Annotated in this window: 11 protein-coding genes; 8 read left to right on the top strand and 3 right to left on the bottom strand. The window is 47.9% G+C overall.

Annotation, left to right across the window (positions count from 1 at the left end):
* The first annotated feature begins 5 nt into the window (after positions 1-5).
* The 6 genes from D1627_RS01510 (at position 6) to ftsZ (ending at position 7,337) form a co-directional block, all read left to right on the top strand.
* A complete protein-coding gene (locus D1627_RS01510; RefSeq protein ID WP_119430447.1) occupies positions 6-1,172 on the top strand; it encodes an FtsW/RodA/SpoVE family cell cycle protein in 1,167 nt (388 codons plus the stop codon).
* Complete coding sequence (gene murG / locus D1627_RS01505) at positions 1,165-2,277, top strand: undecaprenyldiphospho-muramoylpentapeptide beta-N-acetylglucosaminyltransferase (RefSeq protein ID WP_119430446.1); 1,113 nt, start codon at positions 1,165-1,167, stop codon at positions 2,275-2,277. The genes D1627_RS01510 and murG overlap by 8 nt, the downstream gene beginning before the upstream one ends.
* Positions 2,274-3,683: a UDP-N-acetylmuramate--L-alanine ligase gene (murC, locus tag D1627_RS01500; protein ID WP_119430445.1), complete on the top strand. Its 1,410-nt coding sequence runs from the start codon at positions 2,274-2,276 to the stop codon at positions 3,681-3,683. The genes murG and murC overlap by 4 nt, the downstream gene beginning before the upstream one ends.
* Positions 3,684-3,783: 100 nt before the next feature.
* Entirely contained in the window at positions 3,784-4,431 is a 648-nt protein-coding gene (locus tag D1627_RS01495; RefSeq protein WP_233555472.1) for a cell division protein FtsQ/DivIB, read from the top strand.
* An 11-nt stretch (positions 4,432-4,442) separates the two neighbouring features.
* Positions 4,443-5,747, top strand: coding sequence for a cell division protein FtsA (gene ftsA / locus D1627_RS01490; protein ID WP_119430443.1), 1,305 nt, complete (start codon positions 4,443-4,445; stop codon positions 5,745-5,747).
* Positions 5,748-5,771: 24 nt separating this feature from the next.
* On the top strand, positions 5,772-7,337 hold the full coding sequence (gene ftsZ, locus D1627_RS01485) for a cell division protein FtsZ (RefSeq protein WP_119430442.1): 1,566 nt from the start codon (positions 5,772-5,774) through the stop codon (positions 7,335-7,337).
* Positions 7,338-8,087: 750 nt separating this feature from the next.
* Here ftsZ and D1627_RS01480 read toward each other — a convergent pair.
* The 3 genes from D1627_RS01480 to D1627_RS01470 all read right to left on the bottom strand — a co-directional run bounded on the left by D1627_RS01480 (position 8,088) and on the right by D1627_RS01470 (position 11,626).
* Positions 8,088-8,846 carry a succinate dehydrogenase/fumarate reductase iron-sulfur subunit gene (locus D1627_RS01480; protein WP_119430441.1) on the bottom strand — a complete coding sequence of 253 codons (759 nt, stop codon included), beginning with the start codon at positions 8,844-8,846 and terminating at the stop codon, positions 8,088-8,090.
* A 149-nt stretch (positions 8,847-8,995) separates the two neighbouring features.
* A complete protein-coding gene (locus D1627_RS01475; RefSeq protein ID WP_119430440.1) occupies positions 8,996-10,930 on the bottom strand; it encodes a fumarate reductase/succinate dehydrogenase flavoprotein subunit in 1,935 nt (644 codons plus the stop codon).
* 24 nt (positions 10,931-10,954) lie between these two features.
* Positions 10,955-11,626 (bottom strand): succinate dehydrogenase cytochrome b subunit, encoded by a 672-nt coding sequence (locus D1627_RS01470; protein ID WP_119430439.1) that lies wholly within the window; start codon positions 11,624-11,626, stop codon positions 10,955-10,957.
* A 227-nt stretch (positions 11,627-11,853) separates the two neighbouring features.
* On the opposite strand from D1627_RS01470, the gene D1627_RS01465 reads away from it, so the two are divergent.
* The gene (locus D1627_RS01465) at positions 11,854-14,625 is read left to right on the top strand and encodes a T9SS type B sorting domain-containing protein (protein ID WP_233555471.1); all 2,772 of its coding nucleotides are present in this window, start codon (positions 11,854-11,856) and stop codon (positions 14,623-14,625) included.
* Positions 14,622-15,050: a thiol-disulfide oxidoreductase DCC family protein gene (locus tag D1627_RS01460; protein WP_233555470.1), complete on the top strand. Its 429-nt coding sequence runs from the start codon at positions 14,622-14,624 to the stop codon at positions 15,048-15,050. Before D1627_RS01465 ends, D1627_RS01460 begins: the two co-directional genes overlap by 4 nt.
* Positions 15,051-15,149: the final 99 nt, after the last annotated feature.

Genomic DNA, 15,149 nt, shown 5'->3' with positions numbered 1-15,149 from the left:
AGAGTATGATAAAGCAGTGGTTACAGAAAAACCTGAAGGGCGACTCCGTTTTGTGGGGTATCGTGATTGCGTTCTCGCTTATAAGCGTGGCGGTGGTTTACTCTGCCACCGGTACATTGGCTTACAAGAAGATGGAAGGCAACACAGAGTATTTCCTCTTCAAGCATACCTTCCTGATTTTGGTAGGCCTTGCCTTCATGTGGGCAGCGCACAAAATCCCGTACCGCTATTACTCCAGGCTTTCGCTGGTAGCGCTTATCATTTCAGCGCCGTTGCTGATAGTGACCTTCTTTTACGGCTCCAACATTAACGATGCTTCCCGCTGGATCACGATTCCGGTGATAAACCAGACCTTCCAGCCTTCGGATTTAGCCAAGCTGGCCCTGATTTCTTATCTGGCAAGCATGCTCTCTAAAAAGCAGCGCGAGCTGGCCGATTGGAAAAAAACCTTAGTGCCGATGCTTATCTGGACGGTAGTTATCTGCGCCTTGATCGCGCTTACCAACACGTCTACAGCCGTTCTGCTTTTCGCCACCTGTATGCTTCTTATGTTCATCGGGCGTGTGCCGTTTAAGTACCTGGCAAGCGTGGTACTGATAGGTGTAGTAGTGGGAGGCGGAGCCTTGGCAGCAGGCCAGCGTATGGAAACCGCCGTTAGCCGCTTCCAGGATTTTATGGACCCGAACGAGGTGCCCTTTCAACTGGAGCAATCCTACATCGCCATTGCCACCGGTGGGGTAGTAGGAAAAGGACCTGGTAACAGCGACCAACGCGACATTTTACCACACCCGTACTCCGACTTTATCTATGCCATCATACTTGAGGAATATGGTTTGCTGGGAGGTGTGGTAGTGCTCTTTTTATACCTGGCTCTGCTTTACCGCGGCTTGGTAACCGTTAGCAAAAGCAACGGAGCCTTTGGCGGTCTGCTTTCCGCTGGGCTAAGCTTCAGCTTAGTATTGCAGGGAATGGTAAATATGGCCGTGGCCGTTGGTTTAGGTCCGATCACTGGTTTGCCGTTGCCATTGCTAAGTATGGGTGGCACCTCCCTGATCTTTACCGGAATTTCCATCGGAATTATACTTAGCGTGAGTCGCACCGATGATGAGGCGCAGCGCGAAGCCCTCGGCACACCAGTTAATGCACCTATAAACGTACCGGCCAATGCCTAAGCAGCAAAGACCATATCGTGTAATTATAAGCGGTGGCGGCACAGGTGGGCATATTTACCCTGCCGTTGCCATTGCCAACCAGTTGCGTACGGTTAACCCGGAAACAGAGATTCTGTTTGTCGGCGCACAAGGCCGTATGGAAATGACGCGCGTGCCGGAGGCAGGCTACAAGATCATGGGCCTTTGGATCAGCGGTTTGCAACGCCGTCTCACGCTGGATAACCTGTCTTTCCCACTAAAGGTGCTGTCCAGTATCCGCGCCTCGCATAAAATTATAAAAGACTTTAAGCCTGATGCCGTGGTAGGTGTGGGAGGCTATGCCAGTGGCCCGTTACTGTACGCAGCCACTGCGCGTAACATCCCGGCCTTAATACAGGAACAGAACTCTTACGCAGGCATCACCAATAAATTGCTGGCAAAGCGGGTTGATAAAGTATGCGTGGCTTACCCGAACATGGAATCCTTTTTCCCGGCCGACAAGCTAGTGCTGACCGGAAACCCAGTTCGCTCAGATATTATGGCTCTAGAGGGCAAGCGCGAAGAGGCCATGCAGCACTTCAACCTGAACCCCGACAAGAAAACCATACTTGTGATTGGCGGAAGCCTGGGGGCCAGAACCATTAACCAAAGTATGGCAGCCGGCCTGGAAAGTATAGCTAAAGCCGGTTACCAGCTGATCTGGCAAACGGGAAAGGCGTTTTACCCGCAGGCACAGCAGTTGGAGGTAAAGTATAAAGCGCAGGGCATCGGGGCGCATGAGTTCATCAAACGCATGGATCTGGCTTATGCCGCCGCAGATGTTGTCATCTCACGGGCAGGAGCCTTGTCTATCTCGGAGCTGTGCCTGGCCGGGAAACCGGCAGTATTAGTACCTTCTCCTAACGTTGCCGAAGACCATCAGACTAAAAATGCCATGGCCCTCGTGCAGCAAGAGGCAGCCATACTTGTAAAAGACGCAGAATCCGCTGAAAAGCTTATCTCAACCACGTTGCAGTTATTGCAGGATGAGAAGGAGCAGCAGCGCCTGCATCAGAATATACTTAAAATGGCCCGGCCAAATGCCGCCATTGATATTGTAAATGAACTGATAAAGTTGATCAAGTGAGACTGGATAACTATAGCTATGTATACTTTCTAGGCATTGGCGGCATCGGGATGAGCGCCATTGCTCGCTGGTTCCATGCCAAAGGGTATCCGGTGTGGGGTTATGATAAAACGCGCACCACCCTGACCGAGGCACTGGAGCAGGAAGGCATTGCTATACACTATGAGGATGACCCGGCGCTGTTGCCGCAGGAAATCCTTCAGGACATTGAGAAAACCTTAGTGGTGCTTACGCCGGCCATACCGGCAGACCATCAGGAGTGGGCTTACCTGAAAGGGCAGAATTATGCAATTAAAAAGCGTTCTGAAGTACTGGGCATTATCACTGCCTCGGCGTATACCGTTGCAGTGGCGGGTACGCATGGCAAAACAACCACGTCATCTATTGTGGCACACTTGCTACACCATGCTGGCGTGGATTGCTCTGCTTTTTTAGGCGGCATCTCCACTAACCTAAATTCCAACCTGCTGATTGGCAAAGGCACTGCTGATAGAGAAGTAGTGGTAGTAGAAGCCGATGAGTATGACCGCTCTTTCCTGACGCTGTTCCCGGATGTGGCGATAGTCACCTCCACGGATCCAGACCATTTGGATATCTATGGCGACAAGGAAGAGCTGGTGCGCACGTTCCAGCATTTTATTAGCCAGGTGAAGCCGGGAGGGTATTTGTTTATACATGAGGGCATCGATGCGCGGTTAACCGATAAAATACAGGAAGGCGTACACGTGTTTGAGTACAGCCTCGATAAAGGTGATGCACACCTTAATGGCTTGCAGATAGAAGGGCGATGGTTCGAGTTTGATGCTATTACTCCTTTTGCAAACCTATCCGGGGTAAGGCTCGGGGTGCCGGGTTTCCATAATGCTGAGAATACGCTGGCTGCCATACTTGCTGCCCAAGTGCTTCAAGTGCCAGCGGAAAGTATAAAAGCTGGCATAGAGTCTTTTAAAGGTGTAAAGCGCCGCTTTGAGTTTGTGTATGAAGATGAAGGAGTGGTTTATATAGATGACTATGCACACCATCCAAAGGAGATTGATGCTTTCATGAAATCGTTGCGGGCCTTGTACCCGGGTAGGCGAATTAAAGTGATATTTCAGCCGCATCTCTACAGCCGTACACGCGATTTTGCAGCAGAATTTGCACTAAGTTTGAGCCAGGCAGATGAACTTGCACTCTTGGATATATACCCCGCGCGCGAAAAACCTATAAATGGAGTTACTTCCGACTTAATTTTACAGCAAGTTTCTTGTGCGTCAAAAGAAATATTGAAGAAGAACGATATACTCGAAAATCTGCTTCAGAATGATAATTTTGAGGTTTTAGCTACACTAGGAGCAGGCGATATTGATACATTAGTGAGGCCTATCAGAAATTTTTTAGAAAATAAACGCAATGGGCTTGAATAGTAGAATAAAATCTTTAATTTTTGCAGGTTGTAGCATTGTCACGATCGGCGCTTTGGCAGCATTTTCATCTTCACGTCAAAATGAAAAAATCTGTGAAAAAGTGTCAATAAGAATTGATAATGAGTACAACAATTACTTTATTGGGGATAAGGAGGTTCGGAATCTGCTAACCCGCGAGGGAGATCGGAAACTGGAAGGGCTTTCGAATCAGGACATCGACCTGAAAAACCTTGAGAAGCGCATCGAAGCCAACAAGTTTGTAAAGGATGCAGAGGTTTACAGGGGGTTAGATGGCAACATACAGGTATTTGTAAAACAGAACAGGCCTATTGCTAGAATTATACGACAAGATCAAGATGTTTACATTGACGCCGAGGGGAACATTCTCCCACTCTCTGATAGGTACACCGCTCGTGTAATCCCGATAACTAAGTCAGCTCTTATTAAGCCAACTGATAAAGGGTTCTTTAAAGACTCCTTAGGCCAGTCTTACCTTTCATTGCTTCAGTTCATCGAGAAAGATGAGTTTTGGAAGGCCCAACTTGCCCAGATGCACATAGATGGTAAGGGCAAAGTATCTTTTTTACCACAAGTAGGCGACCATACGATAGAGTTTGGCAAGCCCGTTAAGGTAGAAGAGAAGTTTAAAAAATTAGCCGTGCTGTACAAAGAAATCCTGCCAACAATGGGGTGGGACCGGTACAAACGGGTTAATGTTGAGTTTGAAGAACAGATTATTTGCGAATAACGAACGAAAATATGCAGAACGACAAAATTGTAGTAGGCTTGGATATTGGCACAACCAAGGTTTGCGCACTTGTTGGTCGGAAAAATGAATTTGGCAAGCTAGAGATATTGGGCATGGGTAAAGCCGTGTCGGAGGGTGTAGTAAGAGGCATCGTGAGCAATATCGATAAGACTGTTGAAGCCATTAAAAAGGCGATAAGTCAGGCTGAAGAGCAGGCAAAAATTAATATTGGTGTCGTAAATGTTGGGATTGCCGGCCAGCACATAAAGAGCCTGCAGCACAATGGCAGTATTACACGCCAGGTAACAGACCACGAGATCCGTGTGGAGGACGTGAACCGTCTTACAAACGATATGTATCGGCTGGTAACTCCTCCAGGCAGCGAGATCATTCATGTAATGCCGCAGGAGTATAAAGTAGATTACGAGGAAGGCATTGTAGACCCTGTTGGCATGTCTGGTGTGCGCCTGGAAGGTAACTTCCACATTATCACGGCGCAGTCCAATGCCATTAACAACATAAACAAATGCGTAACCCGCGCTGGCTTAGAAATTGATCAATTGATACTTGAGCCGCTTGCTTCAAGTATGTCAGTGCTGAGCGATGAGGAGAAAGAAGCGGGTGTTGCATTGGTAGATATTGGTGGAGGTACAACAGATCTGGCTATCTTCAAGGACAATATTATCCGCCATACGGCAGTTCTTCCTTTTGGAGGGCACATCATCACTTCAGATATTAAGCAGGGCTGCATGGTTATGCAGAACCAGGCCGAGCAACTGAAGGTGAAGTTTGGCAAAGCCATAGCCGATGAGGCATCTGATAACGAGATCGTATCTATACCTGGCCTGCGCGACCGTACACCTAAAGAGATATCCATCAAAAACCTGGCATTTATTATTGAAGCCAGAATGGAAGAGATAGTTGAGTTGGTTTATGCTGAGATCGTTCGCTCAGGCTACGCCAACAGTCTTGCCGGTGGTATTGTGATCACTGGGGGCGGGGCGCAACTTCAGAACCTTGTGCAGTTGGTGGAGTACATTACTGGCATGGACACGCGTATCGGCTACCCGAACGAGCACTTAGGCCGTTCAAAGATCGAAGCTGTGAAAAGCCCAATGTATGCCACTACCGTTGGCTTGGTATTGGCCGGCTATCAGCCATTAGACCAACGTGTGGAACGCTACATCCAAACAGAAGAACATGACTATGTTAGGCCTGCTGAGCAAAAAAGCCCGGCAAGCAACAATGGCGGGGGGCTGTTGCAGAAGCTAAAGGGCTTCTTATCAGATGACATAGACAACAAACAAAGTTACTAACCCATTAGAGCAGGAGAAATTAGCATGACATCAGCATACACATTTGACTTGCCTGCAAACGGTAAGTCTATTATAAAGGTGATCGGCGTGGGAGGTGGTGGCAGCAATGCCGTTAACCACATGTATAACCAAGGGATTAAGGACGTTGAATTCATTATCTGTAACACCGATGTACAGGCGCTGAAAAGTAGCGGTGTGCCAAGCAAGTTACAGATTGGCCAAAACCTGACAGAAGGACTTGGTGCAGGTGCTAATCCTGAAAAAGGTAAGCAAGCAGCCCTGGAGAGTAAAGAAGAAATCCGGGAGATGCTAAGCAACGACACTAAAATGGTGTTTATCACGGCAGGTATGGGTGGTGGTACCGGTACAGGTGCCGCTCCGGTAATTGCCAAAGTAGCCAAAGAACTTGGCGTGCTTACAGTAGGTATCGTAACTGCTCCTTTTGCCTTTGAGGGTAAAAAGAAGAAGGTTGCTGCAGAAAATGGCGTGAAAGAGCTGAGCGAAAACTGCGATACGATACTAGTGATCCTGAACGATAAGCTGAGAGAGATGTTCGGTAACCTGACCATCCGTGAGGCTTTTGCAAAGGCTGATAATGTCCTGACTACTGCTGCTAAATCTATCGCTGAGATTATAACAGTCACAGCCGAAGTAAACGTCGACTTTGAAGACGTGAAAACGGTGATGAAAGATTCTGGAGCTGCTGTGATGGGTTCTGCAACAACAGAGGGCGAAGGCCGTGCCCTGCGTGCCGCAGAGGAAGCGCTTTCTTCTCCGTTGCTCAATAACACCGATATTCATGGTGCACAGAAAATCCTTCTTTCTATCATGTCTGGTGAGCAGGCTGAACTGGAAATGGATGAACTGACTGAAATTACAGAGTATATCCAGGATAAAGCCGGACAGGAAGCTGAAGTTATCTTCGGTCATGGAATTGACTCAACATTGGGCCAGAGCATCCGCGTAACGGTAATAGCTACAGGTTTTGCCAGCGATGCTGAAAGCATTATTGAGCCAAAGAAAACGGTGTTTGACTTGGAGAGCCAAAAAAAAATTGAAGTAGCGGAGCCTGTTAAGCCAGAGCCAGAGGTGGCTACTTTTGTGCCTAAACAAGTAGCTCCGGCTCCTGTGGTAACGCCACAAGCACCTATACAGCCACAACAGTCATCTGGGTTTAACGATAGTGCTCCGCGCCGTCAGGCTGAGCAACCGCAGCAGCCACAACAAGCACAGCCACAGCGTATCGTTTTCGAATTGGATGGCAGTTCTCAGAATGATAGCTTCTATAACTCACAGCGAGAGGAAGCCACGCAGGCTGACCGGGAGCAGGAAGCTGAGCGCCGTCTTGCAGAAGAGCGCGAGTTGATGCAGCGCCGTGCGGAAGAGCGTCGTGAGCGCCTACGTATGCTGAGCTCGGAGATTACTTCAGAAGCAATAAAGGAAAAGCTGGATGTTCCTGCTTACCTGCGTCGTAATGTAGCCTTGGATAAAGTATCGCACTCATCGGAGCGTAATATCTCTCGCTTTAACCTTAACGATGATAATGAAATTCTTGGAGATAACCGTTTCTTGCATGATAATGTAGACTAAACGTATCCTACGAGTAAGTATAAAAAGAGAGGGAGCTGCATTAAGTTACAGCTCCCTCTCTTTTTATACTTGGGTCTTCATAAAAAACGAAGCAATTTCTCTAGATATCCATCCAGCAGCTTATCATGGAGTTTGGAGGCGAGCTACTTGCGATTGATGTATTTCACGATGTGTGCCAGTTTTAGGCGCATTGCCAGCAGGTGCATGCCCCATATCTGAAAGACGGGTCAATGACAGCCTGCTATTTTACATAACTGGTGATAGTCAGATTAAGCTCCCTTTATTTCTAAAATTAACAGGTAAGTTTAGCCCATGAGTGAGCTTCTAATACACCCGGAAACGAAAAGTTATACTTAGGCACCGCAAATGAAAACTTGTTAGAAGTGGTAATTCTCTCGATAAGCTTTTAGTGCTTCATTAGCAGTGTTCTCATAAAAAGCCAAGATGGTTAAATCTGCGGGGAGTTTTGCGATGTCTAAAACCTAATAGGAAATGCTACTCTCTTAATGGTTTGTAGCTTATAGTTCAACTTCAATAACCATTTGGGTCTTAGATGCAGGTTTTTTTGTGCCTGATGTAAGTATGATCTCAGTAGTAATTGTTAAAGGAGCTTATAGCTTTTAGGTCTCAATTCTGTTAGTTCGGCTTCACCAAAGTATGCTTTGTCGAGTATAGATAGCCACTACATGGTTAAATAAAAAAGGCGAGGCGCTTACATAGCACCTCGCCTTCTCTGGAAGTATAACGCGCTTAAGAAGCTACGTTTTCGGAAGTAAGTTTCGCGCCCATGTACTCTCTGTTTAACATAGCAATGTTTTCCAAAGAGATACCAACCGGACACTCAGCAGCGCAAGCTCCTGTGTTAGTACATGCCCCGAAACCTTCAATGTCCATCTGAGCTACCATGTTCTCAGCACGTGTCTTACGCTCTGTTTTACCCTGTGGCAACATAGCCAACTGAGATACTTTAGCAGAAACAAACAGCATTGCCGACGCATTTTTACATGCTGCCACGCAAGCGCCGCAACCGATGCAAGTAGCCGCATCAAAAGCCTTATCTGCGATTGATTTAGGGATTGGAATTTCGTTTGCATCCGGAACACCACCAGTGTTTACAGACACGTAACCACCAGCCTGCTGAATACGATCGAAAGCCGAGCGGTCAACAATCAGGTCTTTATGCACCGGGAAGGCAGCAGCTCTCCAAGGCTCTATTGTAATAGTTTCGCCGTGCGAGAAATGGCGCATATGCAACTGGCACGTGGTTGTGCCACGCTCCGGGCCGTGTGCACGGCCATTGATGAACAAACTACACATACCGCAAATACCTTCGCGGCAATCGTGGTCGAAAGCAATTGGCTCTTCGCCTTTGCGTAGCAGGTCTTCATTTAAAACATCAAGCATCTCCAGAAAAGACATATCAGGAGAGATTCCCTTTAGAGGGTATGTCACCATCTGACCTGGTGAGTTTCTATCTTTTTGGCGCCAAACCTTTAGCGTAAGGTCCATTGGTTTAGCATTTGGATTACTTCCAGCCATTTCTTTTTAATTAGAAATTATAAATTATGAATTAGAAATCATTAGACCTGACGCTTATCCTAATCTAGTAGTAGCACTCATTTCTAATCTTTAATCTCTAATTTTTAATTATCTATCAATTACTTATAACTACGCTGCGTAAGCTTCACGTTTTCGAACTTTAACTCTTCCTTATGCAGCACCGGCTCGTTGCCCACACCTGTAAACTCCCAGGCTGCTACATAAGTATAGTTCTCGTCGTCGCGAAGGGCTTCGTTTTCCGGTGTCTGAGATTCCTCACGGAAGTGGCCGCCGCACGACTCGCTTCTGTTAAGGGCATCATCTACCATCAGCTCTCCAAGCTCCAGGAAGTCGGCTACGCGGTTAGCTTTCTCCAAGGTTTGGTTCAGTTCCTCGTTTACGCCGGTTACCTTCACATCGCGCCAGAACTCATCGCGCAGTTTGCGAATCTCCTGCTTAGCGAAAGTAAGTCCTTCAGCATTACGAGCCATACCGCAGTAATCCCACATGATTTGGCCTAAAGCTTTATGGAAATCATCTACCGTGCGCGTACCGTTGATGGCGAGCAGCTGGTTGTTTTTAGCGATCACAGCTTGTTCAGCTTCTTTGAAGGCTGGATGATCTACAGAAACTTTATCGTATGGTAGGCGAGCCAGGTAATCACCGATAGTATAAGGCAACACAAAGTAACCGTCAGCCAAACCCTGCATCAGGGCAGATGCACCTAAGCGGTTGGCGCCGTGGTCAGAGAAGTTAGCCTCACCAGCAGCGTATAGACCCGGGATGTTGGTCATTAGGTTATAATCAACCCAAAGGCCACCCATAGTATAGTGTACCGCTGGGTAAATGCGCATTGGTCGTTCGTATGGGTTCTCGTCAGTGATTTTTGCATACATCTCGAAGAGGTTACCATACTTGGCTGCGATAGCTGGTTGGCCGTCGCGCTTAATGGCATCAGCAAAGTCGAGGTAAACGGCCAGGCCAGTTGAACCTACACCGCGTCCTTCGTCGCAAACTAGCTTAGCGTTACGTGAAGCCACGTCGCGCGGAACCAGGTTGCCGAAGGCTGGATACTTACGCTCTAAATAGTAATCACGGTCTGCTTCAGCGATATCGTTTACGCTAATTTCGCCTTTTCTTAGTCTTTCAGCTGTCTCAACAGTTTTAGGTACCCAAACACGTCCATCGTTACGCAATGACTCAGACATCAGGGTAAGCTTAGATTGATACTCACCAGATACCGGGATACACGTTGGGTGAATCTGCGTGAAGCAAGGGTTCGCGAACAAAGCACCTTTCTTGTGCGCTCTCCAGGCAGCTGTTGCGTTAGAGCCCATTGCGTTAGTAGAAAGGAAGAACACGTTGCCGTAACCACCTGTTGCTAACACCACAGCGTGTGCGCTATGCGATTCGATTTGCCCGGTAATCAGGTTACGAACCACAATACCACGGGCCTGGCCATCAATGGTAACAAGGTCAAGCATCTCTGTACGCGGGTACATTTTCACTTTACCGTAGGCAATCTGGCGGTTCATGGCAGAGTAAGCACCTAGAAGTAGCTGCTGTCCTGTTTGGCCGCGGGCATAGAATGTGCGCGATACCTGGGCACCACCGAACGAACGGTTAGCCAGCAAACCACCATACTCGCGAGCGAAAGGCACACCCTGAGCCACGCACTGGTCAATGATGTTTACAGATACTTGGGCAAGGCGGTAAACGTTTGCCTCACGGGCGCGGTAGTCACCGCCTTTAATTGTGTCATAGAAGAGACGGAATACAGAGTCACCATCGTTCTGATAGTTCTTAGCAGCGTTTATACCGCCTTGCGCAGCAATAGAGTGTGCACGGCGCGGAGAATCCTGGAAGCAGAACGCTTTTACGTTATAGCCCAGCTCACCAAAAGTTGCAGCAGCAGATGCACCGGCAAGGCCAGTTCCTACTACAATAATATCATACTTACGCTTATTAGCTGGGTTAACCAGCTTCATGTCAAATTTATGCTTTTCCCACTTTTCGGCTAAAGGGCCTTCCGGGATTTTTGAATCTAATATCATAGTAACTATGGAAAGTTTATGTTATTAAAAGAAAAAGAAAAAGTACAGCGGCATGATAGCAAAGCCCAGGCAGATAAGAACCGAGAAGGCATAACCGAAAGCCTGGATAAACGGCGTGTACTTTTTATGTGTAAGGCCCAGTGTCTGGAAAGCGCTTTGGAAACCGTGGATCAAGTGGAAGGCAAGAGCCGCCATCGCAACAACGTATAGCAATACATACCACCACTGCTGAAACGACTCAACCACAACCATGTACAGGTTTTCTACACCGTCAGCATCAGCAGGGATATCACCGAAGCGCGCGCGCCAGAAGAAGTTGTATAAATGGATGATAAGGAATACAAGTATAACAGTACCTAACAAGCCCATGTTGCGGGAAGACCAAGTGCTATTCTCTGAAGGACGTGTATTTGCGTACTCAACCGGGCGGGCAGTTTTGTTGCGGCGGGTAAGTACAAACGCATCATAGATGTGAAACACGAAACCCAGCAACAGGACGATTTCCAGGGTTCGGATTATCGGGTTATGCCCCATAAACTCTGAGTAGACATTAAATGCCAGACCTCCGTCGTCTTTAAAAAGCTGGAAGTTACCAATCAAGTGGATCACCAGGAAAGAGCACAGGAACAAGCCTGTGATCGACATGATAACCTTGCGTCCGATTGTACTGGAAAACGTTTTAGTAAACCAATTCATCTGTATTAGTTAAAGTTTGATTAATTATGCGTTTTTAATTCTCAAAGGTACATGCCGACCTCCTATAAAACAATTTTGGTTTCATATTTTGAATCAATCTAAATTGGTATCCGTAGGACTTAAAACCCGTACTGTACTAACCCCCAGCAAGTCATTTTGTTGACAATAATTTCTGGAAATAATAGTTTAATATTATACCTATATTTACTGCCTAACCCGATCTATATATGCCAAACCTTATACGCCTACTGTATCTGCTGCGTGGTAATCTGTTATGGGTGTTGTTGATATTGATGTTGTTGGGTGCTTCCGCTGAAGTACAGGCTACCCACATTAGAGCAGGAGACATAACAGCCAAGAGGGATACTACGCCTAACCCGAACCCTCGCCGCTTCTTCTTCACCATGATTATTTACACCAACCACTTCTCTGGGGCCGAAGACCCTGAGGCAACGATTTTTACAGGAGCAGGAACCACCCTTAAAGTACCCCGCCTCTCAGTAACACCAATTAGTGCTGACACGGATAAAGAGGTTTTTAAGTGGGAATATACTTACCCATCTGACGGAAATTTTACGACCTTCTGGATCGGGGAGAACCGTAATAATGGGATTCTTAACATGGCCCCGCCATCTGATCAGCGCTCTTTCTTCATTTCTACTACAATCGACATAAATGCGCTGCGCGGCTTTAACAGCACACCGGTTCTTACAGTTGCTCCTATCGATAAGGCTGCTATAAACCGTAAATTCGTACACAACCCAGGTGCATTCGATGCAGATGGAGACAGCCTTTCCTTTAAACTGATTGCCCCGCGCTACCAGCAGCCAAACGGTTCCATAGCCGTGGTGCCAGGCTACAGTATACCTTCTAACACGTTTCAGTGCCAGACCTCCAATGCCAGCGGCCCCGCATTCTTTACGTTGGATGTAAATACAGGCCAGCTTACCTGGGATGCTCCCTGTGTGAAAGGGGAGTATAACATTGCCTTTATTGTGGAAGAGTGGCGGCGCGGGCCAAACGGCGGAGCTGTTAAAATAGGCGAGGTTGTGCGCGACATGCAGATAAGGGTAGAGGAAAACGAGAACCGGCCCCCTGTGTTAGAACCAAAAGATACCTGCGTGGTGGCAGGCACAACCTTGCGCGGCATCGTTAAAGCCACTGACCCTGATGGTGACCTGATTAACCTGACAGTGGCAGGTAGCGGTATTGTGCCGCCGGCTACGTTTAGGCAGGTTACTAAAACCGCAGGCCTTGCAACCGGAGAGCTTGTATGGTCAACCTCGTGCCAGGATGTGCGCCAATCACCGTACCAGGTCGTGTTCAGGGCAGAAGATGTTAGGCCAAATAACGAAAAGCGCCTGGCCGACCTACAACCATGGAACATACGTGTGGTAGGTCCGCCACCGCAAAACCTGGCAGCCGCCAGCGCAGACCGTAACGTAACTCTCACCTGGGACCCCTACATCTGCCAAAATGCCGATAAAATAAGAATTTACCGCCGCGAAGGACCAAGCAACTTTGTGCCGGATGAGTGCCAGACAGGCGTGCCCGCATCAACAGGCTATGTACTGATTGGCGAAGTAAACACCGGTGAGATTACTTTCTTTGATAATAACAAGGGGGCAGGCCTGGAGGCTGGTGTGGAGTACTGCTATATCATCTATGCTACGTTCCCGCCGCTCGGCCGAGGCGAAAGTATAGCTTCTGCCGAAGCTTGTGTTGTGATAGATCAGGATATCCCATACTTAACAAATGTCACGGTGGATGAGACTGACGAAACCAACGGGGAGATTACCGTAAAGTGGAGCCAACCGATGGACGTTCAGAACCTGACACCGCCGCTGGAGTATGTGCTATACCGCAAGGTTGGACAGGAAACTGGCACAGGCTTTACCGAAGTGAAGCGTACCCGTAACATGAGCGACACTACTTTTGTGGACTCAGGCCTGAACACAGTTGCAAACGCCTACCGCTACCGACTGGAGTTTTACCAGACACCTGCCCCTGGCGGCCAACCTACAGTGCTACGCGATAGCTCCGAAGCGTCGAGCGTATACCTGACCTTAACCCCATCAGAAGGGAATGATGCCAAAAATATCTCACTTAACTGGGCATATGACGTGCCATGGGATAACAGTGCTCTGAGGCATTATATCTACCGTGAAATAAACGGCACCTTTACTTTAATTGATAGTGTATCTGCCTCAGCTACAAGCGGTACGTACACCGACCAAGGCACATTCGGAGGTGAGGAACTGCAGCGTGGCACGGAGTATTGCTATTATGTGCAGACAGCTGGCAAGTATGATGTTGAAGGCTTACCGGTTCCGTTGTTAAACAACAGCCAGCAAGTATGCGCCACCCTGCCAAAACTGGTTTGCCCACCAGAGCTTAGCCTCGATGTGCTGGATTGTGACCAGTTTGCGCAGAACCCAACGCAGCCGCCGTACCAAAATGTGCTAACCTGGGTGCCAAACATCACCGGCGATTGTACGGCAGATATAGACTACTATACAATATACTTCAAGCCATCCCTAGATGCAGAATACACGCGCCTGGACACAACTTCTGCAACCACTTATACGCATAATGACTTACAGTCTTTTGCCGGTTGCTATGTAGTAACTGCCACGGATATTAACGGCACCGAAAGCGCGTTTAGCAACGAGGAGTGCAAGGATAACTGTATCTCATTTATACTTCCCAACATCATCACCCCGAACGGCGATAACCTGAACGATGTGTTCCGGCCAAAAGTGAAAGCCTTTATCAAGAGCATGCGCTTTAAGGTGGTAAACCGGTGGGGCGTGGAAGTATACAACAGCGGAACAATAACTGACGGTGAAGGGCTTTATATTAACTGGGCAGGCGTAGATAAAGACGGTAATAGGTTGCCGGATGGCACCTATTACTATGAAGCTGAAGTAGAGTTTTACTCCCTGGACCCTGCCCAGGCACGTACCAAGTATAAAGGCTGGGTAGAGATTGTAAGATGATAACAAACCATAACCTGGAGCAGCTGCAGGGCAAACCAATCGTGTTTTACGACGGAACCTGCGGCTTTTGCCAGGCCAGCGTGCAGCTGGTTTTAGAGTATAACAGCCAGCACAACTTATACTTTGCTGCACTGCAATCTGGTGCGCTGGAGGCCCTGGTTTCCAAAAAGAAGCGCCCCGATCCGTTGCCCGACTCCATACTTTTCTTTGAAAACGGAAAGCTGTACGCTGAGTCTGAAGCGGTGTTGCGCCTTGCCCGCCACCTCGATTTTCCCTTGTCCATGCTTTCGGTTTTCCGGATTATTCCTTTATCTTTCCGCGATTTTGTGTACCGCTTTGTAGCCCGTAACCGCTACAAAGTAGCCGGCCGCAACCAAAGCTGCCTGCTACCCAGCCCCGAGCAAAGGGCCAGGTTTGTGGGCTAAGCTTAATTTTCATTGGTAATTGTTAGTTGCTGATTGTTATTGTCTTTAGGGTTTGCAGTTGTGTTTATACTTGCTCGTGCTTTAAAAGTATGATGGAAC

Source organism: Pontibacter oryzae, from assembly GCF_003576375.1.
Classification (GTDB): Bacteria; Bacteroidota; Bacteroidia; order Cytophagales; family Hymenobacteraceae; genus Pontibacter; species Pontibacter oryzae.
The sequence above is the reverse complement of the archived record's forward strand: the minus strand, read 5'-3'. Positions and strand labels throughout refer to the sequence as shown.

What these genes read in the sequence shown, in the direction of transcription:
- D1627_RS01510 (WP_119430447.1), top strand. Translation starts at nt 6, where the DNA reads ATGATAAAGCAGTGGTTACAGAAAAACCTGAAGGGCGACTCCGTTTTG.
- murG (WP_119430446.1), top strand. Translation starts at nt 1,165, where the DNA reads ATGCCTAAGCAGCAAAGACCATATCGTGTAATTATAAGCGGTGGCGGC.
- ftsA (WP_119430443.1), top strand. Translation starts at nt 4,443, where the DNA reads ATGCAGAACGACAAAATTGTAGTAGGCTTGGATATTGGCACAACCAAG.
- ftsZ (WP_119430442.1), top strand. Translation starts at nt 5,772, where the DNA reads ATGACATCAGCATACACATTTGACTTGCCTGCAAACGGTAAGTCTATT.
- D1627_RS01480 (WP_119430441.1), bottom strand. Translation starts at nt 8,846, where the DNA reads ATGGACCTTACGCTAAAGGTTTGGCGCCAAAAAGATAGAAACTCACCA.
- D1627_RS01475 (WP_119430440.1), bottom strand. Translation starts at nt 10,930, where the DNA reads ATGATATTAGATTCAAAAATCCCGGAAGGCCCTTTAGCCGAAAAGTGG.
- D1627_RS01470 (WP_119430439.1), bottom strand. Translation starts at nt 11,626, where the DNA reads ATGAATTGGTTTACTAAAACGTTTTCCAGTACAATCGGACGCAAGGTT.
- D1627_RS01465 (WP_233555471.1), top strand. Translation starts at nt 11,854, where the DNA reads ATGCCAAACCTTATACGCCTACTGTATCTGCTGCGTGGTAATCTGTTA.
- D1627_RS01460 (WP_233555470.1), top strand. Translation starts at nt 14,622, where the DNA reads ATGATAACAAACCATAACCTGGAGCAGCTGCAGGGCAAACCAATCGTG.